The following is a 24,786-nucleotide window of genomic DNA, read 5'->3' on the forward strand; positions in this document are numbered from 1 at the left end:
TCCGATTTGCCCGGCCAACGTGACAGGGGTCACGCGCAGATATGCGGGGGCCAAAACCGAACACTCTCCTCAGCGATTCCCGCCCCCGAGACCAAGACGCCGTCGATCCCAGGTGACGTTCCGGCCGTTTTGGACTACTCGGTCAGTGCCTTGCGCAGCCGGTCCTCGTTCACGCGCCAGAACGTGTGCTGCCGGCCATCCACCAGGACGACCGGAATCTGCTCCCAGTACTTGTCATGGAGTTCCTTGTCCTCGGTGATGTCCTTCTGCTCCCACGACACGCCGAGGTCACCGCAGACTTTCTCGATCACGACCTGTGCGTCGTCACACAGATGACAACCGGGTTTACGGACGAGGGTGACGAGCCGGTCCTGGGGAGCCGTGGCGGCCTTCCGCCGAAAGATGGGACTCATGTCGGCCATTCTCGCGCCGCGGCGGCCGCTTGCTTAACGGCACGGTCGCGGAGAGTTCACAGCGTTCCAACCTGCCGACTCCGGAACTGCCGAACAGAATGGCTATGCTCACGCCATGGCCGCTCTCGGATGGCTCACTCCCCGTAGGCGCTCCGCCACGGCGCGGAGCGTGTTGGCAGGCGAGGCGTCGGCGGAGGCCGCGCGCAAGTCCACGCAGGTCACCCCCGCCGAGGAGCCGGAATTCCCGGTGCGCGGGGACGACAAGGCCGCCGCGTTCTTCGACCTGGACAACACCGTGATGCAGGGCGCCGCGCTGTTCCACTACGGCCGGGGCCTGTACAAGCGGAAGTTCTTCGAGACCCGCGACCTCGCCAAGTTCGCCTGGCAGCAGGCGTGGTTCCGGCTGGCCGGGTTCGAGGACCCGGACCACATGCAGGACGTCCGCGAGTCCGCCCTCTCCATCGTGAAGGGCCACCGGGTCGCCGAGTTGCAGTCCATCGGCGAGGAGATCTACGACGAGTACATGGCCGAGCGCATCTGGCCGGGTACGCGCGCACTGGCCCAGGCGCACCTGGATGCCGGCCAGCGGGTGTGGCTGGTGACGGCCGCCCCGGTGGAGATCGCACAGGTGATCGCCCGCCGCCTCGGCCTCACGGGCGCACTGGGCACGGTGGCGGAGTCGGTGGACGGCGTGTACACCGGCAAGCTGGTCGGCGAACCCCTGCACGGCCCGGCCAAGGCGGAGGCCGTCCGCGCCCTCGCCGCCGCGGAGGGCCTGGACCTCTCCCGCTGCGCCGCGTACAGCGACTCCCACAACGACATCCCCATGCTGTCCCTGGTGGGCCACCCCTACGCGATCAACCCGGACAGCAAGCTCCGCAAACACGCCCGGGAAAAGGACTGGCGTCTGCGCGACTACCGCACGGGCCGCAAGGCAGCCAAGGTCGGCATCCCGGCAGCAGCAGGCGTGGGCGCCGTAGCAGGCGGCACAGCAGCAGCCATCGCCCTTCATCGCCGCCGCCGCTGAGCGCTCCGCTGGAGTGCGGTACGCCACCTGCGGGTGCGTCGTGGCTGGTCGCGCAGTTCCCCGCGCCCCTTTGGGGCGCTGACCCACCGCACCGGCCTTCGCCGAGCCCGCTAGCCCTCGGGCTACGCCGGTCCACGCAGCTGCGGGCAGTCGTGCCTCCCCCAGTGCCTTAAGGGCCTGGGAGGTGCTGCCAGGGCGGCACGGGTGGGCGATGGGGGTCCCCCCGCTCGGGCGAAGCCGAGAGTGGGGGAAGCACCCCGCCAGCGCCGAGCAGCGCGACCCACCCCCGCCCAGCCCCGACGCCGCGCGCCGGGAACCCTCACCGCCGCAACGCCCGGGCACACCCGAAACACGGGCCAATCCAATCCCCGTACCCACCCAACCCCCCAACCAGTCCCCCCACCCCCACCCGACCACAACACGCCCCTTACCCACCCCAAACCCGAACCCTTCCGATCAGCAACCGTTCATTCTGCGGCACTTGACCGAGCGTCATTCGGTTACAGAAGCGACGTAATCGATGATTTGAGCAACTGGGCGTAGCAACGCCTGCACGAAGCGTTATTCTCCTCAGACGCAAACCGGTACCCCTCCGTCGCCACGACGGGTGAAAGGTCCCGCACTGCACGTGATGGAAGCTCTGCCTCTGGGAGTCCCGTGTACCCACACGTCGGGGTTGACGCCTCGGGCCTGGCTACGCTGCGCGCAAGGGTCCAAGACCTGTTGCGCGGCTTCGTCCCCACCGCGTACGCCGTCCCCGCATTCACCACCGCCGCGCCGCTGGGCCCGTGCTACGCACTGGCCGACGGCAGCGCCGCGGTCGGCAGACGAGGCCGCCCGGCCGGCGCGGCCACCGCACGCCGTCCGGCCGCCGACAGCGACAGCGCCCGGATGATGGACCTCGTGGAGCGCGCCCAGGCCGGCGAGGCCGACGCCTTCGGCCGCCTCTACGACCAGTACAGCGACACCGTTTACCGCTACATCTACTACCGCGTGGGGGGCAAGGCGACCGCCGAGGACCTCACGAGCGAGACCTTTCTGCGCGCCCTGCGCAGGATCGGCACCTTCACCTGGCAGGGCCGCGACTTCGGCGCCTGGCTCGTCACCATCGCCCGCAACCTCGTCGCCGACCACTTCAAATCGAGCCGCTTCCGCCTCGAGGTGACCACCGGCGAGATGCTCGACGCCAACGAGGTCGAACGCTCCCCCGAGGACTCCGTCCTGGAGTCCCTCTCCAACGCCGCACTCCTCGACGCCGTACGCCGGCTCAACCCCCAGCAGCAGGAGTGCGTGACGCTCCGCTTCCTCCAGGGCCTCTCCGTCGCCGAGACCGCCCGCGTGATGGGCAAGAACGAGGGCGCCATCAAGACCCTCCAGTACCGCGCCGTACGCACCCTCGCCCGGCTCCTGCCGGACGACGCGCGCTGACAACCGTGCACGCGGCCACGACAAACGGCCTCCCGCACGCACCGAATCCATACGCTCTGCAATCCCCAACCCCCCAACGGTGAAGCTCTGTTGAGTTCACGGTCCACTCATCCGCCGTCCGTAACCGAAGTGCCGCGCCGCTCGTTGTGCGGGATGCAGGCTCCCTGTGGTCACTCCCTGGCCGACTCCGATCCCTCGTTCGTGTGGTTGCGGTCAGGGCGTGCAACCCTCAGGACCCCCTGGGGAGTCGACCGTCATCACGAGAGGAGGTGCCGCCAGTGATCGCGAACGTATCGGCACACCGGCGGGCGAACGCCTTCGCCCAGGCCCTGGAGGAGCAATCCGAGCGGGGCACTGCGGCCGAGCAGTCCGAGGAAGCCAAACCGGCCCCGGCTGCTGCGGAACGGACCGAGCAGGGCCGCCTGTTGGCCCTAGCGGCCGGTCTCGATGAGCTGCCCAAGCCGGAGCTGGACCCCGAGGTCAAGGTCGTCCAGCGAGCGCAGCTCGTGGCCCAGTTCGATGCCATGCTGCAGGAGGGCGGCGAGGCGACCGATCCCGCGCTGCCCGGGCAGCGCTCCCGGGGCCGCGGCGCGCACCGGGCAACCCCGCTCGGGAAATTGCGGCCCCGGACGCGACTGGCCAAGGGCCTCACCGCGGGCGGACTCAGCGTCGGTGTCGCCGCGGGCGCCTTCGGCGGAGTCGCCGCCGCCAGCGGTGACGCCCTGCCCGGCGACTCGCTGTACGGCCTCAAGCGCGGCATCGAGGACTTCAAACTCGGCCTCGCCAACGGCGACGACGAGCGCGGACAGGCGTACCTCGACCAGGCCTCCACCCGCCTGAACGAAGCCCGCCGCCTGATGGAGCGCGACCGCAGCGGCCCCCTCGACCACGAGTCCCTGGGCGAGGTCCGCCGCACCCTGTCCGGCATGCGGCACGACGCCTCCGAGGGTCATCGCCTGCTGAGCGCGGCCTACCAGCGCGATCCCGACTCGCTGGGGCCCATCCAGGCCCTCTCCGCCTTCTCCCGCTCGAACCGCGACACCTGGGGTGCCCTGCGCGACCGGCTGCCCGTCCAACTGGGGGACGTCAGCGAACAGGTGTCGTCGGTGTTCGACGCCATAGAGCAGGAGGTCGCCCCGCTGCAGTCCCTGCTCCCGCAGTCCCCGGCCGAGGGCGGCGGCGAGGACGGCGGCCGGAGCGGCTCCGGGACCGCTCAGTCCCCGGGTTCGGGCCAATCGGGGCGGTCCACAGCGCCCAGCACCGGCAGCGGCTCGTCCGGCTCCGGCCACACCGACACCGGCGGCCCGAGCCGGTCCGCCCACTCCGACAGCGAGACCGACGGCCTGCTCGGCGGCAACACCGGCGGCCTGCTCGACCCGCCGAAGGACACCGGCAGCGCCTCTCCGTCCCCGACCAAGCCAGCGACCACCCAGCCCGACGTCACACTCCCGCCGCTGCTCCCGGGCCTGCTGCCCGGCCTGGGCATCGAAGGCGAGGACGCCGAGTAGGAGGCCGTACGACGATGGGGGCGCCCTTCCCAGGAAGGGCGCCCCCGTTGTCGTACACCCACCTCGGTCAGAAGAAGACCGACCGGCGTTGCACCAGCAACTTGTACAGCGTGTGCTGGATCTGCTCCCTGACCTGATCGGTCAGATTGAACATCAGCATCGGATCCTCGGCTGCCTCCGGCGGATAACCACCCGTCGGAATCGGCTCACCGAACTGAATCGTCCACTTCGTCGGAAGCGGAACCGCACCCAACGGGCCCAGCCACGGAAACGTCGGCGTCAGCGGGAAGTACGGGAAGCCCAGCAGGCGAGCCACGGTCTTCGCGTTGCCCAGCATCGGGTAGATCTCCTCGGCCCCGACGATCGAGCACGGGATGATCGGCGCGCCCCGCCGCAGCGCCGTGGAGACGAAACCGCCACGGCCGAAGCGCTGGAGCTTGTACCGCTCGCTGAACGGCTTGCCGATGCCCTTGAAGCCCTCCGGCATCACCCCGACCAGCTCGCCCTGCCGGAGGAGGCGTTCGGCGTCCTCGGCGCAGGCGAGGGTGTGGCCGAGCTTGCGGGCGAGTTCGTTGACGACCGGCAGGACGAACACCAGGTCCGCGGCGAGGAGGCGCAGGTGCCGGCCCGCCGGGTGGTGGTCGTGGACGGCGACCTGCATCATCAGGCCGTCCAGCGGCAGCGTGCCGGAGTGGTTCGCGACGATCAGGGCGCCGCCCTCGGCGGGGATGTTCTCGATGCCCTTCACCTCGACCCGGAAGTACTTCTCGTACACCGGGCGCAGCAGGGACATCAGGACGTTGTCGGTGAGTTCGGCGTCATAGCCGAAGTCGTCGACCTCGTAGTCGCCGGTGAGGCGGCGGCGCAGGAAGGCCAGGCCACCCGCGATGCGCCGATCCAGACCGTCCTCGGCGGACGGCTGCTGCTGCGCGGCTTGGTGGGGCTGTTCCAGGCGTTCCTGCTGTTCCAGATGGTCCGGCTGCTGCCGCTGTTTCTCACGAGGCACAGATCCATCATCCTGCGCACGTGCCCGGCTGGGCAGAGCCTGCACCTCACCGACCTCATGGCCCGCACGGCCCTCACCGACCCCGCCGCCCCGCCGGCTCCCCGCACTCCGGCGCCGCGACGGCCGCTGCACGGCGCTCCCGCGGGACCGGTCGTCGTCGAACGGAATGACCTTGGCGTCCGCCATCGTTGCTCCGCTCCTCAGTTGGCGCTCTGCGTCGGGGGGTGGCCGCCGCCCGCGAGAGGCAGCGCGGCGATCCGGTCGACGGCCCCCGCAAGGGCCTCCGGCGGCAGGAGTCCGGGTCCGCGGCTGCGCGCGAAGTCCGCGAACGTTTCTGCAGTGGTGTGCTTCGGTCGGAAACCGAGCGTCTCGCGCATCTGGGTCGTGTCCACCACCCGGCCGTGGGTCAGCAGCCGGATCTGCTCCGGTGAGAAGTCCGTCATTCCCAGCGTACGCACCAGGGTGCCCGCCCAGGTGACCGCGGGCAGCAGCAAGGGCACCGTGGGGCGGCCGAGCCGCCTGGAGCACTGGGAGAGCAGCAGGACGCCGTCGCCGGCGATGTTGAAGGTGCCGCTGTTCAGGGTGCCCCGCCGAGGCTCGTGCGAGGCGATCCGCAGCACCTCGATCACATCGTCCTCGTGCACGAACTGCAGCCGCGGGTCGTAGCCGAACACCGTCGGCATCACCGGCAGCGAGAGGTACGAGGCGAGCGGCGAGTCGGCGCTCGGCCCGAGGATGTTGGCGAACCGCAGCACGCACACCGCCACGTCGGGCCGACGGCGCGCAAAGCCGCGTACGTACCCCTCAACCTCCACCGTGTCCTTGGCGAAGCCGCCGCTGGGCAGGGACTTGGGCGGGGTCGTCTCGGTGAACACGGCCGGGTCACGGGGCGCCGAACCGTAGACGTTGGTGCTGGACTTCACCACCAGCCGCTTGACGGTGGGGGACTTCTGGCAGGCGCCCAGCAACTGCATCGTCCCGATGACGTTGGTCTCCTTGACCGTGGCCCGGCTGCCGCTGCCCAGCGCGGTGGCCGTGACATCCATGTGGACGACCGTATCGGCGGCCGTCTCGGCCAGCACGCGCGCGATGGTGGGCTGCCGGATGTCCGCCCGGATGAAGTCGGCGCCACCCAGATGGTGCTCGGGCGGTACCACGTCCACGGCGACGACCCGGTCCACTTCCGGGTCACGCTGGATCCGTCGCACGAACCGGCCCCCCAGCTGACGGGCCACTCCGGTCACGAGCACGACCTTGCCCAAGATCAGCGCCTTCCTTCCAGCCCTCGTCCCTGCCGGGTTCCCCGTGTGCTCGCCAACTTAGCGGGTCGATGTTGCGCTGTGATGACTGCCCGAAGCAACAAGTGACGAGAACCCCCAGTCGTACGACCAGGGCCGGTCACCTGTGCTCAGACGGACGTATGCGGTCTGTCCGTCCGGGGATATGCGTGTGGCCCCCCACCGAGTGTGGTGGGGGGCCACAGACACGCTTTCGCGGCGTTGCAGTGCGCCGTACTACTTCTTGTTACGACGCTGAACGCGCGTGCGCTTGAGCAGCTTGCGGTGCTTCTTCTTGGCCATCCGCTTGCGCCGCTTCTTGATAACAGAGCCCACGACTACCCTCGCTCACTTCTCATCACTCGGTGTTTGGGCGCCATGGGCCCACACGACCTACGAGGGGCTAGCCTACCCGCCCGAGCGCTGAGGTCGTAATCGAGGCTCCGGGGAGATCGAAAGTGCCCTGTGCTCGATCCCCCCGGATCGCCGTCAGGCGGTTTCCACCCCCACGTAGCTCTCGCGGAGGTACTCGTGTACCGCTTGCTCCGGGACTCGGAAGGACCTTCCCACCCGGATCGCGGGCAGATGACCGCTGTGCACCAACCGGTACACGGTCATCTTCGACACTCGCATCACCGAGGCGACCTCCGCCACGGTAAGGAACTGAACCTCGTTCAGAGGCCTCTCGCCAGCTGCAGCCATGACACACCTGAACCTTCCGCACTCGACGGCCACCGGCTTCCCCTTCCGGTGACTCTTCGTCGTTGCGTGCTCACTCCCCAATGTAGGGGCGGGTGATGCGAGTGGGGAAGAGGTGCACCCATCGGCGGCCTACTGTGACAGACACGCCCGATTGAGTACGTAGCGGGTAAGCGGTCGGTAGTAATCAGACCGCACAGCGTCATCAAGTGGAACGACGACAGACACGCGCCCCTCCGCCTCACCGACGAAGAGCGCGGGGTCATCCGTATCGGCCAGCCCGATGGTCTCGAACCCCAGCTGACCTGCTCCGCAGACCCAGCCGTGGTCCCCGATCACCAGCTCCGGCAGCGGTCCGCCGGCCTCGGCGATCGCGGCCAGCGCGGTCCGAACCGGGAGCGGCGAATGGGTGTGTGCGCCGGTCGCACAACCGGGGTCTGGAGCGCCGGGTTCCCGCACCAACGCGACACCCTGTACGTAATCAAGGTTGTACGTGCGTAGACCGAACTGGGTCGTTATGTCGACACAGCGACCCTTCGCCGGTGTGAGTACGGCACATCCAGCCGCCGACAGCGCGTCCGCCAAGGCGGCGTAGAAGCCGAGCAAACGGTGCGGATGCCCGGTGCCGAGCAGCACCGGAGCCCCACGCCGGGCAACCAGGGCGAGCCGCTCCGCGAACGCCTCGAGCGCGACCAGCGTCCGCTCCGGATCGATCACGTCCTGACCGGAGACATGTCGAGGATCGGCCGAGACTCCACACTTGTCCGCCATCAACCCGATCAAGTCCCGCTGTTCCCATGACCATTCGGGGTCGATCCCGATCAGCACCCGAGGATCCCGAGCAGCGAACAACCGATAACTACGAAGACTCTCCTCCCGCGAGGTCGCCACAACCCCGGCAAGCCGGGCAGCCAGAAGATGCGCACGGAGAGCTCCGACGGTCACCATGGGTGGATCGTGACGGATGGACCCCGACGACCACCGCGAAAACAGCGAAAACACCGCACAGTTGGCGTAACAAGACCTCACCAAGCCGCGGGCACCCACCACCCCGCCAGTCCGCGGGCAGTCGTGCCTCCCCCAGTGCCTTGAGGGCCTGGGAGGTGCCCCAGGGCGGCACGGGTGGACGCGGGCGGTACCCCGTCAGCGCCGGGCTGCGCACCCACCCCCGCCCAGCCCCACACCACCCAGCCAACGAACCCCTACGCCAACAACCCCCGCAACGGAAACACCGCCCGCCGCGCAGCCAACACCGCCTGATCCAACCGATCCGCAGGGTCGTACCCCGCCTCCCACTCCCCCCACACCACAGGCCACCGCCCATCAGTCATCCGCATCGGCGCCAACTGCCGCGTACGAGCAAAAACCTCCTGCCGCCACCCCTCCGGAATCACCGCCTCCGGCTCCACAGCACGCCCTGCCGCGATCCCCACCAGATGAGTCCAGGAGCGCGGCACCACATCCACCACCGCGTACCCACCCCCACCCAGCGCCACCCAACGCCCCTCGGCGTACTCATGCGCCAACTCATGACAGGCGACCTGCACCGCCCGCTGCGCATCCAGCGACACCGCCAGATGCGCCAACGGATCCTCGAAATGCGTATCGGCCCCATGCTGAGTCACCAGCACCTGCGGCCGAAAATCAGCAATCAGCTCCGGCACCACCGCATGAAACGCCCGCAGCCACCCCGCGTCCCCGGTACCCGCCGGCAGCGCGACATTCGCCGCACTCCCCTCCGCCGACTCCGCCCCCGTCTCCTCCGGCCACCCGGTCTGCGGAAACAACGTCCGCGGATGCTCGTGCAACGAGATCGTCAGAACCCGCGGATCCTCCCAGAACGCCGCCTGCACCCCGTCCCCGTGATGCACATCGACATCCACGTACGCGACCCGCTCGGCCCCCAACTCCAACAACCGCGCGATCGCCAGCGACGCATCGTTGTAGATGCAGAACCCCGAGGCCCCCGCCGGCATCGCATGATGCAGCCCGCCCGCGAAGTTCACCGTATGCAGCGCCTCCCCGCGCCAGACGGCCTCCGCGGCCCCCACCGACTGCCCCGCGATCAGCGCCGACACCTCGTGCATCCCGGCGAACGCAGGATCGTCCAACGTCCCCAGCCCGTACGACTGGTCGGCCACCCCGGGATCCACGGAGGCCGCCTTCACCGCCTCGATGTAGTCCGCCCGATGGACAAGGCGCAATGTCGACTCCCCGGCCGCCTTGGCCGCCACGACGTCCACCTCGCGATCGAGCCCGAACGCCTCGACCAGTCTCCGGGTCAAAGCCAGCCGGACCGGATCCATCGGATGGTCCGGCCCGAAGTTGTAACCCGTTACTGCGTCATCCCACATCAGCTGTGCGCGGCCGCTCATGCCCGCCACCGTATCGGTCCGGTTGAGCAGCGAACGAACGGGCGTACACGAGTGTCACCAGCACCAACACCATCGGCACGAGCATCGCCCCGCGATAGCTCCACGCGTCCCCCAACGCCCCCACCAATGGCGAACCGATCAGAAACCCGACGTAATTGAAGACATTGAGCCGCGCGACAGCCGCATCCGAAGCCCCGGGAAACAGCCGCCCCGCCGCCGCGAACGTCTGCGGTACGAGCACACACAGCCCCAGCCCGAGCAAGGTGAACCCGACCATCCCGACCCACGCCCCAGGCGCCCCGGCCACCACTGCGAACCCCACCGCCGCCACGACCGCCCCACCCCGTACGACCCCCACGGCCCCGAACCGCCGCACCCCGAAGTCCCCCACGGCCCGCCCCACCAACGTGGTCACCATGTAGACGTTGTACGGAACCGTCGCCAGCTGCTCCGAACTCCCCAGCACATCCTGCAGATACTTCGCACTCCAGTTGGAGACCGTCGCATCCCCGATGTACGCGAAGGTCATCACCAGACACAACGGCAACAGCGCCTTGAAGACGACGCCCTCGGCCGCGCTCTCACCCCCGCCATCCGCTGCCCCAGCACTCTCCCCGTCGACGTACCACCGGCTCCCCGCCAGGGCGGCCGGCAACAACACCACAACCGGCAGATACGACACGGCCAACGCCAGATCCCAGTGCGCCCCGACCCATGCCAGCGAAGCCCCCCCAATCCCCCCGAGGCTGTACGCGGCATGAAACCCGAGCATGATGCTGCGCCCGTACGACCGCTGCAGACTCACCCCGAGCATGTTCATCGAGGCGTCGAGCGCCCCCACGGCCAGCCCGAACGCGCCGAGCGCGACCGCCAGCTCGACCATCCGCTCCCCCAGGCCCACCCCGAGCAGCGCCAGGAACACGACCGGCTGGGACCAGCGCAGCACCCGGCTGGGCGGAACCTTCTTCACCAGCTTCTCGGTCGCCACACTCCCGACACCGGCCAGAATCGGTACGGCCGCCAGGAAGGCGGGCAGCAGCGCGTCGGACACCCCGTACCGGTCCTGGATCGCCGGTATTCGGGTCACCAGCAGAGCAAACGCGACGCCCTGAGCGAAGAAGCTGAACGCCAGCGAAGCCCTGCCGCGCCGCAGCACATCAGTCATGGCGGCGAGCGTAGGGCCCCGGCGTACCCGTGGGTAGATCCAGCCAAAGATGAATTTCCCTCAGCTTCGGTCAGACCAGCAAGTCGATCAACTCACCCATGTCGGAGAAGAGTTCGTCCGCCCCGATGAGCTTGGCGGCCGGCGTCATGGCGGTGAACCCGAGAACGTCCATCCCTGCCGCTACGGCCGCCTGAACCCCCAGCGGACTGTCCTCGATCACCACACAGCGCTCGGGCTCGACCCCCATCCGCTCGGCCGCGTACAGGAACAGATCCGGCGCCGGCTTCCCCCGCCCCACATCCTGCGAGCTGAAGATCCGGGCGTCCTCGAACCACCGGTCAAGTCCCGTCTTCCGATGCCCCACCCGAATCCGCTCATGACTCCCGGAGGAGGCGACACAGTACGGCACCCCGTCCGCGGCCAGCTTCTCCAGCACACCACCAACCCCGGCGACCGCCTCCAGCTCCCGCTCAAAGGCCGCGAACACCCGCCCGTGGAATACGTCGTCGAACTCCTCGGGCAGCCGCTCCCTCGTACGTTCCAGAACAAGCTCATGAATCCGGTGCATCGCGGAGCCCATGTAGTCCCGGATGGACTCCTCGTAAGAGGTCGGATGCCCGAGCTCGGTCAGATAGCCGGCCAGGATCCTGTTGGAGATGGGCTCACTGTCGACGAGCACACCGTCGTTGTCGAAGATGACGAGGTCATAGCGCATAACAGAGAGCCTAAACGCAGAAAACCCCGCACCGGAAAGGTGCGGGGTTTTCCCAAAATTTGTTCGGCGGCGTCCTACTCTCCCACAGGGTCCCCCCTGCAGTACCATCGGCGCTGTGAGGCTTAGCTTCCGGGTTCGGAATGTAACCGGGCGTTTCCCTCACGCTATGACCACCGAAACACTATGAAACTGTGAACTTTGCCGCGCCATACCCGTGACCTGGGTATGGGGCTGTTCGTGGTTTCAGAACCAACACAGTGGACGCGAGCAACTGAGGACAAGCCCTCGGCCTATTAGTACCGGTCAACTCCACACGTTGCCGTGCTTCCATATCCGGCCTATCAACCCAGTCGTCTACTGGGAGCCTTACCCCATCAAGTGGGTGGGAGTCCTCATCTCGAAGCAGGCTTCCCGCTTAGATGCTTTCAGCGGTTATCCCTCCCGAACGTAGCCAACCAGCCATGCCCTTGGCAGGACAACTGGCACACCAGAGGTTCGTCCGTCCCGGTCCTCTCGTACTAGGGACAGCCCTTCTCAAGACTCCTGCGCGCACAGCGGATAGGGACCGAACTGTCTCACGACGTTCTAAACCCAGCTCGCGTACCGCTTTAATGGGCGAACAGCCCAACCCTTGGGACCGACTCCAGCCCCAGGATGCGACGAGCCGACATCGAGGTGCCAAACCATCCCGTCGATATGGACTCTTGGGGAAGATCAGCCTGTTATCCCCGGGGTACCTTTTATCCGTTGAGCGACGGCGCTTCCACAAGCCACCGCCGGATCACTAGTCCCGACTTTCGTCCCTGCTCGACCCGTCGGTCTCACAGTCAAGCTCCCTTGTGCACTTACACTCAACACCTGATTGCCAACCAGGCTGAGGGAACCTTTGGGCGCCTCCGTTACCCTTTAGGAGGCAACCGCCCCAGTTAAACTACCCATCAGACACTGTCCCTGATCCGGATCACGGACCCAGGTTAGACATCCAGCACGACCAGACTGGTATTTCAACGACGACTCCCCCTGAACTGGCGTCCAGAGTTCACAGTCTCCCAGCTATCCTACACAAGCCGAACCGAACACCAATATCAAACTGTAGTAAAGGTCCCGGGGTCTTTCCGTCCTGCTGCGCGAAACGAGCATCTTTACTCGTAGTGCAATTTCACCGGGCCTATGGTTGAGACAGTCGAGAAGTCGTTACGCCATTCGTGCAGGTCGGAACTTACCCGACAAGGAATTTCGCTACCTTAGGATGGTTATAGTTACCACCGCCGTTTACTGGCGCTTAAGTTCTCAGCTTCGCCCACCCGAAGGTGAGCTAACCGGTCCCCTTAACGTTCCAGCACCGGGCAGGCGTCAGTCCGTATACATCGCCTTACGGCTTCGCACGGACCTGTGTTTTTAGTAAACAGTCGCTTCTCGCTGGTCTCTGCGGCCACCCCCAGCTCAGAGCGCGAAGCTCATCACCGGATGTGGCCCCCCTTCTCCCGAAGTTACGGGGGCATTTTGCCGAGTTCCTTAACCATAGTTCACCCGAACGCCTCGGTATTCTCTACCTGACCACCTGAGTCGGTTTAGGGTACGGGCCGCCATGAAACTCGCTAGAGGCTTTTCTCGACAGCATAGGATCATCCACTTCACCACAATCGGCTCGGCATCAGGTCTCAGACTTAATGCAAGGCGGATTTGCCTGCCTTGCGTCCTACACCCTTACCCCGGGACAACCACCGCCCGGGATGGACTACCTTCCTGCGTCACCCCATCACTCACCTACTAACCGCTTGGTTCGGCGGCTCCACCACTCCCCTCAACTCCGAAGAGATCAGGGCGGCTTCACGGCCTTAGCATCACGATGCTCGATGTTTGACGCTTCACAGCGGGTACCGGAATATCAACCGGTTATCCATCGACTACGCCTGTCGGCCTCGCCTTAGGTCCCGACTTACCCTGGGCAGATCAGCTTGACCCAGGAACCCTTGGTCAATCGGCGCACACGTTTCTCACGTGTGTATCGCTACTCATGCCTGCATTCTCACTCGTGAACCGTCCACCACTGCCTTCCGGCGCGGCTTCACCCGGCACACGACGCTCCCCTACCCATCACAGCCGCCGTTGGGCGTATTGCTGCAATGACACGACTTCGGCGGTACGCTTGAGCCCCGCTACATTGTCGGCGCGGAATCACTAGACCAGTGAGCTATTACGCACTCTTTCAAGGGTGGCTGCTTCTAAGCCAACCTCCTGGTTGTCTGTGCGACTCCACATCCTTTCCCACTTAGCGTACGCTTAGGGGCCTTAGTCGATGCTCTGGGCTGTTTCCCTCTCGACCATGGAGCTTATCCCCCACAGTCTCACTGCCGCGCTCTCACTTACCGGCATTCGGAGTTTGGCTAAGGTCAGTAACCCGGTAGGGCCCATCGCCTATCCAGTGCTCTACCTCCGGCAAGAAACACACGACGCTGCACCTAAATGCATTTCGGGGAGAACCAGCTATCACGGAGTTTGATTGGCCTTTCACCCCTAACCACAGGTCATCCCCCAGGTTTTCAACCCTGGTGGGTTCGGTCCTCCACGAAGTCTTACCTCCGCTTCAACCTGCCCATGGCTAGATCACTCCGCTTCGGGTCTTGAGCGCGCTACTGAATCGCCCTGTTCGGACTCGCTTTCGCTACGGCTTCCCCACCCGGGTTAACCTCGCAACACACCGCAAACTCGCAGGCTCATTCTTCAAAAGGCACGCAGTCACGAGACACCAGCAAGCTGATGTCCGACGCTCCCACGGCTTGTAGGCACACGGTTTCAGGTACTATTTCACTCCGCTCCCGCGGTACTTTTCACCATTCCCTCACGGTACTATCCGCTATCGGTCACCAGGGAATATTTAGGCTTAGCGGGTGGTCCCGCCAGATTCACACGGGATTTCTCGGGCCCCGTGCTACTTGGGTGTCTCTCAAACGAGCCGCTGATGTTTCGACTACGGGGGTCTTACCCTCTACGCCGGACCTTTCGCATGTCCTTCGCCTACATCAACGGTTTCTGACTCGTCCCACGGCCGGCAGACCGTGGAAGAGAGATCCCACAACCCCGTATACGCAACCCCTGCCGGGTCTCACACGCATACGGTTTGGCCTCATCCGGTTTCGCTCGCCACTACTCCCGGAATCACGGTTGTTTTCTCTTCCTGCGGGTACTGAGATGTTTCACTTCCCCGCGTTCCCTCCGCATACCCTATGTGTTCAGGTATGGGTGACAGCCCATGACGACTGCCGGGTTTCCCCATTCGGAAACCCCCGGATCAAAGCCTGGTTGACGACTCCCCGGGGACTATCGTGGCCTCCCACGTCCTTCATCGGTTCCTGGTGCCAAGGCATCCACCGTGCGCCCTTAAAAACTTGGCCACAGATGCTCGCGTCCACTGTGCAGTTCTCAAACAACGACCAGCCACCCATCACCCCGAACCCTTACGGTCCGAGTGCACTGGGGCCGGCGACCGAGGAAAGTTCATTCCCTCAGACACCCAACAGCGTGCCCGACACACTCCCCGCTTCCCTCAACGTTCCACGCTCCGAAGAGCAGTACTAGAAGGAGAAGACGATCAAGTGTGCCGAGTAGTCAACGTTCCACCCATGAGCAACCAGCATCAGACGTTCGCCGATGTACTGGCCTCTGACCAACCGGAGTTGGTGAGAAGTGCTCCTTAGAAAGGAGGTGATCCAGCCGCACCTTCCGGTACGGCTACCTTGTTACGACTTCGTCCCAATCGCCAGTCCCACCTTCGACAGCTCCCTCCCACAAGGGGTTGGGCCACCGGCTTCGGGTGTTACCGACTTTCGTGACGTGACGGGCGGTGTGTACAAGGCCCGGGAACGTATTCACCGCAGCAATGCTGATCTGCGATTACTAGCAACTCCGACTTCATGGGGTCGAGTTGCAGACCCCAATCCGAACTGAGACCGGCTTTTTGAGATTCGCTCCACCTCACGGTATCGCAGCTCATTGTACCGGCCATTGTAGCACGTGTGCAGCCCAAGACATAAGGGGCATGATGACTTGACGTCGTCCCCACCTTCCTCCGAGTTGACCCCGGCGGTCTCCTGTGAGTCCCCATCACCCCGAAGGGCATGCTGGCAACACGGGACAAGGGTTGCGCTCGTTGCGGGACTTAACCCAACATCTCACGACACGAGCTGACGACAGCCATGCACCACCTGTACACCGACCACAAGGGGGCGCCTGTCTCCAGACGTTTCCGGTGTATGTCAAGCCTTGGTAAGGTTCTTCGCGTTGCGTCGAATTAAGCCACATGCTCCGCTGCTTGTGCGGGCCCCCGTCAATTCCTTTGAGTTTTAGCCTTGCGGCCGTACTCCCCAGGCGGGGAACTTAATGCGTTAGCTGCGGCACCGACGACGTGGAATGTCGCCAACACCTAGTTCCCACCGTTTACGGCGTGGACTACCAGGGTATCTAATCCTGTTCGCTCCCCACGCTTTCGCTCCTCAGCGTCAGTAATGGCCCAGAGATCCGCCTTCGCCACCGGTGTTCCTCCTGATATCTGCGCATTTCACCGCTACACCAGGAATTCCGATCTCCCCTACCACACTCTAGCTAGCCCGTATCGAATGCAGACCCGGGGTTAAGCCCCGGGCTTTCACACCCGACGTGACAAGCCGCCTACGAGCTCTTTACGCCCAATAATTCCGGACAACGCTTGCGCCCTACGTATTACCGCGGCTGCTGGCACGTAGTTAGCCGGCGCTTCTTCTGCAGGTACCGTCACTTTCGCTTCTTCCCTGCTGAAAGAGGTTTACAACCCGAAGGCCGTCATCCCTCACGCGGCGTCGCTGCATCAGGCTTTCGCCCATTGTGCAATATTCCCCACTGCTGCCTCCCGTAGGAGTCTGGGCCGTGTCTCAGTCCCAGTGTGGCCGGTCGCCCTCTCAGGCCGGCTACCCGTCGTCGCCTTGGTGAGCCGTTACCTCACCAACAAGCTGATAGGCCGCGGGCTCATCCTGCACCGCCGGAGCTTTGCAGCCCCCGCCATGCGGCGGGGGCTCATATCCGGTATTAGACCCCGTTTCCAGGGCTTGTCCCAGAGTGCAGGGCAGATTGCCCACGTGTTACTCACCCGTTCGCCACTAATCCCCACCGAAGTGGTTCATCGTTCGACTTGCATGTGTTAAGCACGCCGCCAGCGTTCGTCCTGAGCCAGGATCAAACTCTCCGTGAATGTTTACCGGTGATCCGGTGCAACACCACGAGAGCGGTGCGAGGGGAGGAATAATCCCCTCGCACATAGCGTCCTCGCTGTGTTATTTCAAAGGAACCTCGCCCTCCCGAACGGGAGAGACGGGGTATCAACATATCTGGCGTTGACTTTTGGCACGCTGTTGAGTTCTCAAGGAACGGTCGCTTCCTTTGTACTCACCCTCGCGGGCTTTCCTCCGGGCTTCCCTTCGTTCTTGCGTTTCCGACTCTATCAGATCTTTTTCCGATCCGATTTCCTCGGTGCTTTCCAGGTTCCCGCTTTCGCGTTTCCCTTTCCGGCGGTTCCGACTCTATCAGATCCTTTCGGGCCTGATTCCCAGTCAGCGGGAGTTGCCTTCGCGGCCGTTGCGGGCCGTTCCGACGAGTGAGACTTTAGCGGATTCCTGGCTCCCGAGCTAATCGGGGGCTGCGTCCTTTCGAACGCGGATTCCTCATCTCGCAAATACGCATGGCAATGCATACGACGACGGATCGTCGATTGCTGCTTGAGTACCTGCGGAATGGCTGTCCGGGGACCGACCGGAGTCGGCTCTCACGTCGGACAACCCGGAGAACACTACGGATCGGGTCGGGGTGTGTCAACTCAGCTCCGGACCAGACCCTACGGGCGTACTCTGGTGTGCATGACGACGCGTACGTACACCCAGCAGTGGTGGGCCGCCTGACGGCGGCCGGACTTACGTATGCACTCAACGGCCGCCGCCTCGGCGGCCGTTCTCGTATCTCCCTCCTGAGCTCCGGAGGGTCGGCCCGCTGGGACGGCGGCCTCGACCAGGAGGTGGAGAAGGGATGACGCGGGTCTTCAGTGGGGTCAAGCCGACCGGGAATCTGACGCTGGGGAACTACCTGGGGGCCATGCGGCGGTGGGCTGCCGTGGATCAGCACCAGGCGGACGCGCTGTTCTGTGTCGTCGATCTGCATGCGCTGACCGTGGAGCACGATCCGGCGCGGGTGCGGCGGCTGAGTCGGCAGGCGGCGAGCCTGTTGTTGGCGACGGGGCTGGATCCGGAGCTGTGCACCGTGTTCGTGCAGAGCCATGTGGATGAGCACGCGCGGCTGTCGTATCTGCTGGAGTGCGTGGCCACGGACGGCGAGATGCGGCGAATGATCCAGTACAGGGAGAAAGCCGCGCGTGAGCGGCAGCGGGGCGGGAGTGTGCGGCTGTCGCTGCTGACGTATCCCGTGCTGATGGCGGCGGACATCCTGGCGTACGGGACCGACGAGGTGCCGGTGGGGGACGATCAGGCGCAGCATGTAGAGCTGGCGCGGGATCTCGCGGTGCGATTCAACCGTCGGTACGGGTACACGTTCGTGGTGCCTCGGGCCACGCATCCGACGGTGGCCACGCGGGTGATGAACCTGCAGGACCCGGCCTCGAAGATGGGGAAGAGTGAGGACGTCGGGCCCGGGATCGTCTATCTGCTCGATGAGCCGGACGTGGTGCGGAAGAAGGTTCTGCGGGCCGTGACCGACAGCGGGCGGGAGGTCGTGTACGACCGGGAGGCGCGGCCGGGCCTCGCCAATCTGCTGGAGATCCTCGCGGCCTGCACGGGTGGGAACCCATCGGAGCTGAGCGGTGTATATGAGTCGTACGGCGCCTTGAAGAAGGACACCGCAGAGGCCGTGGTCGAGGTTCTCAGGCCCGTGCAGGAGAGGCACAAGGCGTTGTGCGCGGATCCTGGCTATGTGGAGGAGGTGCTGCGGGATGGTGCGGAGAGGGCTCGGGCGATGGCCCGGCCGACCGTGGATGCCGCGTACCGGGCGATCGGGTTGTTGCCGGCGTCTGCCGATATCGAGGTGACTGCTCAGGGGTGAGCTGGGCCGCCCCTGGGCAGGGGCGGCCGGGCGTCAGCTGTTGTTGCCGGAGGCTCAGCTGTTGTTGCCGGAGGCCAGTTCGCGGCTGCGGTCGCGGGCGGCTTCGAGGGCGGCGATGAGGGCGGCTCGTACGCCGTGGTTCTCGAGTTCGCGGATGGCGTTGATGGTGGTGCCGGCGGGGGAGGTGACGTTCTCGCGGAGCTTCACCGGGTGTTCGCCGCTGTCGCGGAGCATCGTGGCGGCGCCGATCGCGGACTGGACGATCAGGTCGTGGGCCTTGTCGCGGGGCAGGCCCAGCAGGATGCCGGCGTCGGTCATGGCTTCGACCAGGTAGAAGAAGTACGCCGGGCCGGAGCCGGAGAGGGCCGTGCAGGCGTCCTGCTGGGACTCGGGGACGCGCAGCGTCTTGCCGACGGCGCCGAAGATTTCCTCCGCGTGGGCCAGGTCGGCATCGCTGGCGTGGCTGCCGGCGGAAATGACGGACATGGCTTCGTCGACGAGGGCGGGGGTGTTCGTCATGACGCGGACGACCGGGGTGCCGACGGTGAGGCGCTCCTCGATGAAGGAGGTGGTGATGCCCGCCGCGCCGCTGATGACCAGGCGGTCGGTGGGGACGTGGGGGGCGAGTTCGTCGAGGAGGGTGCCCATGTCCTGCGGTTTGACCGTGAGGATCAGGGTGTCGGCGGTCTTGGCGGCTTCCGGGTTGGTGACCGGGGTGACTCCGTAGCGGGTGCGGAGTTCTTCGGCTCGTTCCGGGCGGCGGGCGGTGACCAGGAGGTCGGCGGGGGTCCAGCCGGCGCGGATCATTCCGCTGAGCAGGGCTTCGCCGATCTTGCCGGTGCCGAGGACTGCGACTTTCTGGGTCATGGTGCGGGGCCCTCCGGGGGTGCGTCGTCCTTTGGGCATCCTCGCACTTGGAGTGAGGGTGCGCGTGGGCTGTCCGGCAGGCGGGACGCCGGTTGACGGGTGGGCGGGGTTGCGGCTGAGGGCGTTTTGCTCGCCCGCGCCAGCGGGGTGCCGCTGCGCCCACCCGTGCCGCCCTGGGGGCACCTCCCAGGCCCTTAAGGCACTGGGGGAGGCACGACTGCCCGCAGCTACGGCGGAGACATCTACGCCGTGCGGCGCCTCAGTGTTGCTGCGCCCAGGGTCAGGACCAGTAGGGCGCAGCCTGCCACGATCAGGGTGTCGCGGAGGAAGTTGGCGGTCATGTCGGTGTGCTTGAGGACTTCGCTCATGCCGTCGACGGCGTAGGACATGGGGAGGACGTTGGAGATGGCCTCGAGGATGGGGTGCATGTTGTCGCGTGGGGTGAACAGGCCGCAGAGGAGGAGTTGGGGGAAGAGCACTGCCGGCATGAACTGGACCGCCTGGAATTCGGAGGCCGCGAAGGCCGAGACGAAGAGACCGAGGGCTGTCCCGAGCAGGGCGTCGAGCAGGGCCACGAGCAGGAGCAGCCAGGGCGAGCCCGTGACGTCCAGGCCCAGGAGCCAGAGCGCCAGGCCGGTGGCGAGGGCGGACTGGATGATCGCCAGGGTGCCGAAGGCGAGGGCGTAGCCCGCGATCACGTCGCCTTTGCCGAGGGGCATGGCGAGGAGGCGTTCGAGGGTGCCGGAGGTGCGTTCGCGCAGGGTGGCGATGGAGGTCACCAGGAACATCGTGATCAGCGGGAAAATGCCCAGGAGGGATGCGCCGATGTTGTCGAAGGTGCGCGGGCTGCCGTCGAAGACGTAGCGCAGCAGGATCAGCATCAGGCACGGGACGAGGAGCATCAGCGCGATCGTGCGCGGGTCGTGGCGGAGCTGGCGCAGGACGCGGGCCGCGGTGGCGGTGGTGCGGGAGGCGTTCAGGGCGCTGGTGGGTGCGGGCGTTGCGGGGGCGGTGACCGTCGTCGCGCTCATCGGGCGGTCTCCTTCTTGCGGCTGTTCGCGGTTGCCTCGTCCACCAGGCGCAGGAACGCCGCTTCGACGGTGTCGGCGCCGGTGCGGGTGCGCAGGGCGTCCGGGGTGTCGTCGGCGAGGATCTCGCCTTCGCGCATGAGGAGGAGGCGGTGGCAGCGCTCGGCCTCGTCCATGACGTGGGAGGAGATGAGGAGGGTGGCGCCGCGGCCGGCGGCGATGTCGTGGAAGAGGTTCCACAGGTCGCGGCGGAGGACGGGGTCCAGGCCGACGGTCGGTTCGTCGAGGACCAGGAGTTCGGGGGTGCCCAGGAGGGCTACTGCCAGGGAGACGCGGCTGCGCTGGCCGCCGGAGAGGTTGCCGGCGAGGGAGTAGGCGTGGCTGGTGAGGTCGACGTCGGCGATGGCCCGGGTGACGTTGTCGTGGCGGCGTTCGGATGCCGAGCGGCCTGGGTCGAGGATCGCGGCGAAGTAGTCCAGGTTCTGACGGATGGTCAGGTCGTCGTAGACGGAGGGGGCCTGGGTGACGTAGCCGATGCGGGTGCGCAGTGTGGGGTGGCCGGCGGGGCGACCCAGGACGTCGAGGGTGCCGGTGACCTTGGCCTGGGTGCCGACGATGGCGCGCATCAGGGTCGACTTGCCGCATCCGGAGGGACCGAGCAGGCCGGTGATCTGGCCGCGCGGGACGGTGAAGTCGAGGGCGCGCAGGACTGTGCGGGGGCCGCGGACGACGGTGAGGCCCTCGGCGTGGATGGCGGAGGTCTCGGCGGTTCGGGGTGGGGTGTTGCCGTTGGCGTCGGGTGGGTCGGCAGCATTATTCATCATGCGATGAATAATTCTCCTGGGTGTACGCCTCGTCAAGGCAGGGGCTGCTCAGGTGCGGCGGCGCTTCTTCGGGTTGCCGGTGCGGCGGGCGGAGCGCTTCTCGTGCTGTCGGCGGGCCTCCTCGTACTCCTCGCGGTGGAGGTTCTCGCCCGGGGCCTCGAGGAGGGAGCGGAAGAAGTAGGCGAGGAGGGAGCCGACGAAGCCGATGGTCAGCAGGCCGCGCAGGGAAGCCTGGCGGTCGGGGTCCGGGCGCTTGGTGAAGGCGTCCCAGGTGTGGCGGAAGGCGAGAGCGCTGCAGACCGCGAACATGACGACGACCAGCAGCGTGACGAAGCTGCCGGAGTCGGCGATCTGCAGACCCTCGTAGGCGAAGCGGAGCACCAGGCAGGCGGCGACGGCTGCGGCGAGGGAGCCGACGGCGGCGCCGATACGGCGGGCCGTGTATCCGTTGTCGTGGTGCACCCAGGTCGTGCCGAAGAAACGGATGGGCTCGGGGCGGGGGCCGCCCGTGGGCTGGCCCGGGGTGCGGTTCTGCTTGTCGCTCACGGGCCGATTATGGCTCCCGGCCATGGCGGGGCCAGGCCCTCGCCGCGGTCAGGAACCATGCCGGGCGCCCCTGGTCGTCGGGAGCAGCGCCCGGCGCACCCTGCCGTCGTCAGGAGCAGCGCGGTGCCACGTAGCCGTCGCTGCCGGTGTTGACGTAGGCGTCGGAGACGTACTGGGCGTTGGCGATGCAGTCCCAGATGTTGGTGGTGCCGTAGGGGCCGGTGACGGTGTCGCCGGGGCGCTGGCAGTAGATGGGGACGGTGGCGCCCTCGGGCAGGACGCGGACGATCCGGTAGTGGGTGCCGGGGCCGCTGCGGACGTTGAGCCGGACGCCGGGGGCGACCGGGTAGGAGCGGACCCTCGCCTCCGCCGTCGCCGCCGGTGCCGTCTCCAGCTCGTCCGTGCCCGAGATCTCGATGTCCTCCGTGGCCATGTCGGCCTCCCCCCGTTTGGATGCTTGTGAACGGTTCACGCCAAAATCACCTGGCACACCGAGGCTAGCAAGCCACAGAGGTTTCGCACGAAGCATCGACTAGGCTCAGCGCGTCGCGCATGCGGACGGACATCCGGGGGTGAGAGATGCCGCCATGGCGCAGCACCGGTACGGATGCGGAAGCGGAATCTCCGCAGTACGCCGGGCAGTACCTGCTGGAGGCGCCGCTCGGTTCCGGTGGCATGGGCGTGGTCCATCTGGCGCGGTCGGCCTCGGGGTTGCGGCTCGCCGTGAAGGTGGTGCACGGGGAGTTTGCTCAGGACCCGGAGTTCCGGGGGCGGTTCCGGCAGGAGGTGGCCGCCGCACGGCGGGTCAGCGGTGCCTTCACCGCGCCCGTCGTCGACGCCGATCCCGATGCCGAGCGCCCCTGGATGGCGACGCTCTTCATCCCCGGCCCCACCCTCGCCGAGTACGTGAAGCGGAACGGGGCCCTTGCGCCGGCCCGGCTGCGGCAGTTGACGGCGGGGCTCGCCGAGGCGCTGCGGGACATCCATCGGGTCGGGGTCGTGCACCGCGACCTCAAGCCGAGCAACGTCCTGCTCGCCGAGGACGGGCCGAAGGTCATCGACTTCGGGATATCCCGGCCCTCGGACAGCGAACTGCGCACCGAGACCGGCAAGTTGATCGGCACGCCGCCGTTCATGGCGCCGGAGCAGTTCCGCAGGCCGCGGGAGGTCGGGCCGGCCGCCGACGTCTTCGCGCTCGGGTCGGTCATCGTGCACGCCGCGACGGGCAGCGGCCCCTTCGACTCCGACAGCCCGTACCTGGTGGCATATCAGGTCGTCCATGAAGAGCCGGACTTGACAGGAGTGCCGGACGAGCTGGCGCCACTCGTCGCCCGGTGCCTGGCCAAGGAGCCGGAGGACCGGCCCACTCCGGACGAGCTGATGGCGGAGCTCCGGTCGCTTTCGGCGTCGTATGACACACAGGCCTTCATTCCCGAACAGCGCACGGGCGACCGGCCGTTCGATGACCCGCGGGAAGTCGAGCCGGCACGGGAGTTCCATCGCCCGCGGAAAGCCGGACCCCCGAACGATGCCGGTCCCGACGAGGCCCCCACGCACCGGCGCCGGGTGCCCTCGGCGGACGGTCCGGTCGCGGACGCACCCGGGGCCCGCGGCCCGAGAAGGCGGTGGCGGAGAGCCGCCGTGGCCGTCGCCGCCGTGCTCGCCCTGGGCGCGGGGGCTGTCGCCCTCCTCGGGGCCGGCGACAGCCCGACGCCGGCCGGGGCCGGGCAGCCCGCCCCGTTCCGCCCCTGGGACATCGACCTGAGCGCCCGTGGCGCCGAGGCGAGCGGCATGCCGCAGTGCGCCTACACGCCCGGGACGCTGTACTGCACCCGCCCCGGTGTTCTGGCCGCCGCGGTCGATCCCGCCGACGGCGGCGTGAAGTGGGCGCGTGCGGGGGGCGGGCAGCAGGCGGACGGGACCGTCGAGCCGCCGGTGCTGTCGGGCGGGTTGCTGCATGTCGTCACGGAGGGCGGGCGGCGGCTCGCCGCGCTCGACCCGGCGACCGGCAGGACCCGCTGGAGCCACGACATCTCGCGCTACGACGGTCGGGTCGCGCACGTCGGCGGGATCGTCCTGCTCACCGGACGCGACTCGAAGGTCACCGCGCTGGACGCGGCCACCGGCGAGCGGAAGTGGCAGCACGCGGTCGCCGGGCTCACGCAGCCGGTGTTCCAGTCGTACGGCGGCCGGGTCGCGTACGCGGTCGGCGCGGCCGGGACTGGAACCCGGGTGACCGCCGTCGACCCGGAGAGCGGCGCCGTCCGCTGGCAGCGGCAGCTGGCCGGTGCGCTCAGCCTGGTCGGCGCCCGTGAGGGCGTGCTCTGGTTCACGTCGACCTCGGCGGAGTACGCCGACACCGACGCGGTCGTGCGCTACGACGCCACGCACGGGACGCAGCGCCGCATCGCCCTGCGCCATCCGCTGGCGGGAGCGCAGGCCGTCGTACAGAAGGACACGGTGTATCTGCTGGGGGCCGACGGCGCGCTGGTCGCCGCCGACACGCGGACGTCGGCGCAGCTGTGGCGGCTGGAGACGTCCGTCAGTTTCCCGTCCGCGCCGGTGGTGGCCGGGGGGCGGCTGTACTTCAGTGCCGGGGACGGGCGGGTCGTCGCCGTCGACACCGGGAAGGGTGCGCTGCTGGGGCAGACCAGGGCGCGGCCCGGGGCGGCGCGGGGGTCGGTGGTGTCCGGGCTGCCACTGCCGGTCGCCGGGGACGGCAGGGTGTTCGCCGCGGCTCCGGACGGTTCGCTGTTCGCGGTGGACGGGGACGATCCGGCGCGGTGGTGACAGGCGGGGCGGGCTGAGCGGCTGGGGGCGGCGTGCGAAGG

19 protein-coding genes and 3 rRNA genes are annotated in these 24,786 nt (G+C 67.1%); 5 read left to right on the forward strand and 17 right to left on the reverse strand.

From position 1 onward, the window contains the following. Positions 1-134: 134 nt before the first annotated feature. Positions 135-413: a glutaredoxin family protein gene (locus ACKTSN_RS20540; protein WP_224735940.1), complete on the reverse strand. Its 279-nt coding sequence runs from the start codon at positions 411-413 to the stop codon at positions 135-137. Between the two features lie 115 nt (positions 414-528). On the opposite strand from ACKTSN_RS20540, the gene ACKTSN_RS20545 reads away from it, so the two are divergent. The 3 genes from ACKTSN_RS20545 to ACKTSN_RS20555 all read left to right on the forward strand — a co-directional run bounded on the left by ACKTSN_RS20545 (position 529) and on the right by ACKTSN_RS20555 (position 4,376). After that, entirely contained in the window at positions 529-1,440 is a 912-nt protein-coding gene (locus ACKTSN_RS20545; protein WP_129799447.1) for an HAD family hydrolase, read from the forward strand. 657 nt (positions 1,441-2,097) lie between these two features. Further along, positions 2,098-2,868, forward strand: coding sequence for an ECF subfamily RNA polymerase sigma factor, BldN family (locus tag ACKTSN_RS20550; RefSeq protein WP_224736098.1), 771 nt, complete (start codon positions 2,098-2,100; stop codon positions 2,866-2,868). 278 nt (positions 2,869-3,146) lie between these two features. Continuing rightward, the gene (locus tag ACKTSN_RS20555; RefSeq protein WP_409470450.1) at positions 3,147-4,376 is read left to right on the forward strand and encodes a DUF5667 domain-containing protein; all 1,230 of its coding nucleotides are present in this window, start codon (positions 3,147-3,149) and stop codon (positions 4,374-4,376) included. Positions 4,377-4,443: 67 nt separating this feature from the next. Here the strand turns inward: ACKTSN_RS20555 and ACKTSN_RS20560 are convergent, their stop codons facing one another. The 11 genes from ACKTSN_RS20560 to ACKTSN_RS20610 all read right to left on the reverse strand — a co-directional run bounded on the left by ACKTSN_RS20560 (position 4,444) and on the right by ACKTSN_RS20610 (position 16,837). Further along, a complete protein-coding gene (locus tag ACKTSN_RS20560; RefSeq protein WP_409470451.1) occupies positions 4,444-5,568 on the reverse strand; it encodes a lysophospholipid acyltransferase family protein in 1,125 nt (374 codons plus the stop codon). Between the two features lie 14 nt (positions 5,569-5,582). Then, complete coding sequence (locus ACKTSN_RS20565) at positions 5,583-6,644, reverse strand: NAD-dependent epimerase/dehydratase family protein (protein WP_409470452.1); 1,062 nt, start codon at positions 6,642-6,644, stop codon at positions 5,583-5,585. A 252-nt stretch (positions 6,645-6,896) separates the two neighbouring features. Then, positions 6,897-6,995 (reverse strand): 30S ribosomal protein bS22, encoded by a 99-nt coding sequence (locus ACKTSN_RS20570; RefSeq protein WP_003948845.1) that lies wholly within the window; start codon positions 6,993-6,995, stop codon positions 6,897-6,899. Positions 6,996-7,148: 153 nt separating this feature from the next. Then, the gene (locus tag ACKTSN_RS20575; protein ID WP_004984898.1) at positions 7,149-7,361 is read right to left on the reverse strand and encodes a helix-turn-helix domain-containing protein; all 213 of its coding nucleotides are present in this window, start codon (positions 7,359-7,361) and stop codon (positions 7,149-7,151) included. 129 nt (positions 7,362-7,490) lie between these two features. Beyond that, complete coding sequence (locus ACKTSN_RS20580; RefSeq protein ID WP_409470453.1) at positions 7,491-8,306, reverse strand: phosphatase; 816 nt, start codon at positions 8,304-8,306, stop codon at positions 7,491-7,493. Positions 8,307-8,560: 254 nt separating this feature from the next. Next, a complete protein-coding gene (locus ACKTSN_RS20585; protein ID WP_409470454.1) occupies positions 8,561-9,733 on the reverse strand; it encodes an acetoin utilization protein AcuC in 1,173 nt (390 codons plus the stop codon). Then, positions 9,702-10,898, reverse strand: a complete 1,197-nt coding sequence (locus ACKTSN_RS20590) for an MFS transporter (protein WP_409470455.1) — start codon at positions 10,896-10,898, stop codon at positions 9,702-9,704. Before ACKTSN_RS20590 ends, ACKTSN_RS20585 begins: the two co-directional genes overlap by 32 nt. A 70-nt stretch (positions 10,899-10,968) precedes the next feature. Then, positions 10,969-11,613 (reverse strand): HAD family hydrolase, encoded by a 645-nt coding sequence (locus tag ACKTSN_RS20595; protein ID WP_409470456.1) that lies wholly within the window; start codon positions 11,611-11,613, stop codon positions 10,969-10,971. 61 nt (positions 11,614-11,674) lie between these two features. Continuing rightward, positions 11,675-11,791 (reverse strand): 5S ribosomal RNA (rrf, locus tag ACKTSN_RS20600). Positions 11,792-11,886: 95 nt separating this feature from the next. Then, positions 11,887-15,008 (reverse strand): 23S ribosomal RNA (locus ACKTSN_RS20605). A gap of 303 nt (positions 15,009-15,311) precedes the next feature. Continuing rightward, positions 15,312-16,837 (reverse strand): 16S ribosomal RNA (locus tag ACKTSN_RS20610). The 16S, 23S and 5S rRNA genes sit together here, the layout of an rRNA operon. Positions 16,838-17,664: 827 nt before the next feature. Between ACKTSN_RS20610 and trpS the strand changes: the two genes are divergently transcribed. After that, positions 17,665-18,690 carry a tryptophan--tRNA ligase gene (gene trpS / locus ACKTSN_RS20615; protein WP_409470457.1) on the forward strand — a complete coding sequence of 342 codons (1,026 nt, stop codon included), beginning with the start codon at positions 17,665-17,667 and terminating at the stop codon, positions 18,688-18,690. Positions 18,691-18,744: 54 nt separating this feature from the next. Here trpS and proC read toward each other — a convergent pair whose 3' ends face one another. The 5 genes from proC to ACKTSN_RS20640 form a co-directional block, all read right to left on the reverse strand. Then, complete coding sequence (proC, locus tag ACKTSN_RS20620) at positions 18,745-19,557, reverse strand: pyrroline-5-carboxylate reductase (protein ID WP_409470458.1); 813 nt, start codon at positions 19,555-19,557, stop codon at positions 18,745-18,747. Positions 19,558-19,799: 242 nt separating this feature from the next. Beyond that, positions 19,800-20,588 (reverse strand): ABC transporter permease, encoded by a 789-nt coding sequence (locus ACKTSN_RS20625; RefSeq protein WP_409470459.1) that lies wholly within the window; start codon positions 20,586-20,588, stop codon positions 19,800-19,802. Continuing rightward, the gene (locus ACKTSN_RS20630) at positions 20,585-21,409 is read right to left on the reverse strand and encodes an ABC transporter ATP-binding protein (RefSeq protein ID WP_409470460.1); all 825 of its coding nucleotides are present in this window, start codon (positions 21,407-21,409) and stop codon (positions 20,585-20,587) included. The genes ACKTSN_RS20625 and ACKTSN_RS20630 overlap by 4 nt, the downstream gene beginning before the upstream one ends. 48 nt (positions 21,410-21,457) lie before the next feature. Continuing rightward, positions 21,458-21,979 (reverse strand): EamA/RhaT family transporter, encoded by a 522-nt coding sequence (locus ACKTSN_RS20635; RefSeq protein ID WP_409470461.1) that lies wholly within the window; start codon positions 21,977-21,979, stop codon positions 21,458-21,460. Between the two features lie 85 nt (positions 21,980-22,064). Then, positions 22,065-22,388, reverse strand: a complete 324-nt coding sequence (locus ACKTSN_RS20640) for an SH3 domain-containing protein (RefSeq protein WP_409470462.1) — start codon at positions 22,386-22,388, stop codon at positions 22,065-22,067. Between the two features lie 146 nt (positions 22,389-22,534). Here ACKTSN_RS20640 and ACKTSN_RS20645 point away from each other — a divergent pair, with 146 nt between their 5' ends. After that, positions 22,535-24,745: a protein kinase domain-containing protein gene (locus tag ACKTSN_RS20645; RefSeq protein ID WP_409470463.1), complete on the forward strand. Its 2,211-nt coding sequence runs from the start codon at positions 22,535-22,537 to the stop codon at positions 24,743-24,745. Positions 24,746-24,786: the final 41 nt, after the last annotated feature.

Origin of the sequence: Streptomyces flavusporus, assembly GCF_046267975.1 — a bacterium.
Taxonomy (GTDB): domain Bacteria; phylum Actinomycetota; class Actinomycetes; order Streptomycetales; family Streptomycetaceae; genus Streptomyces; species Streptomyces flavusporus.

Coding starts and splice junctions, on each gene's coding strand:
- ACKTSN_RS20590 (WP_409470455.1), bottom strand. CDS start 10,898: ATGACTGATGTGCTGCGGCGCGGCAGGGCTTCGCTGGCGTTCAGCTTC.
- ACKTSN_RS20540 (WP_224735940.1), bottom strand. CDS start 413: ATGAGTCCCATCTTTCGGCGGAAGGCCGCCACGGCTCCCCAGGACCGG.
- ACKTSN_RS20645 (WP_409470463.1), top strand. CDS start 22,535: ATGCCGCCATGGCGCAGCACCGGTACGGATGCGGAAGCGGAATCTCCG.
- ACKTSN_RS20560 (WP_409470451.1), bottom strand. CDS start 5,568: ATGGCGGACGCCAAGGTCATTCCGTTCGACGACGACCGGTCCCGCGGG.
- ACKTSN_RS20635 (WP_409470461.1), bottom strand. CDS start 21,979: ATGGCCGGGAGCCATAATCGGCCCGTGAGCGACAAGCAGAACCGCACC.
- ACKTSN_RS20640 (WP_409470462.1), bottom strand. CDS start 22,388: ATGGCCACGGAGGACATCGAGATCTCGGGCACGGACGAGCTGGAGACG.
- ACKTSN_RS20580 (WP_409470453.1), bottom strand. CDS start 8,306: ATGGTGACCGTCGGAGCTCTCCGTGCGCATCTTCTGGCTGCCCGGCTT.
- ACKTSN_RS20595 (WP_409470456.1), bottom strand. CDS start 11,613: ATGCGCTATGACCTCGTCATCTTCGACAACGACGGTGTGCTCGTCGAC.
- ACKTSN_RS20625 (WP_409470459.1), bottom strand. CDS start 20,588: ATGAGCGCGACGACGGTCACCGCCCCCGCAACGCCCGCACCCACCAGC.
- ACKTSN_RS20575 (WP_004984898.1), bottom strand. CDS start 7,361: ATGGCTGCAGCTGGCGAGAGGCCTCTGAACGAGGTTCAGTTCCTTACC.
- trpS (WP_409470457.1), top strand. CDS start 17,665: ATGACGCGGGTCTTCAGTGGGGTCAAGCCGACCGGGAATCTGACGCTG.
- proC (WP_409470458.1), bottom strand. CDS start 19,557: ATGACCCAGAAAGTCGCAGTCCTCGGCACCGGCAAGATCGGCGAAGCC.
- ACKTSN_RS20630 (WP_409470460.1), bottom strand. CDS start 21,409: ATGATGAATAATGCTGCCGACCCACCCGACGCCAACGGCAACACCCCA.
- ACKTSN_RS20545 (WP_129799447.1), top strand. CDS start 529: ATGGCCGCTCTCGGATGGCTCACTCCCCGTAGGCGCTCCGCCACGGCG.
- ACKTSN_RS20585 (WP_409470454.1), bottom strand. CDS start 9,733: ATGAGCGGCCGCGCACAGCTGATGTGGGATGACGCAGTAACGGGTTAC.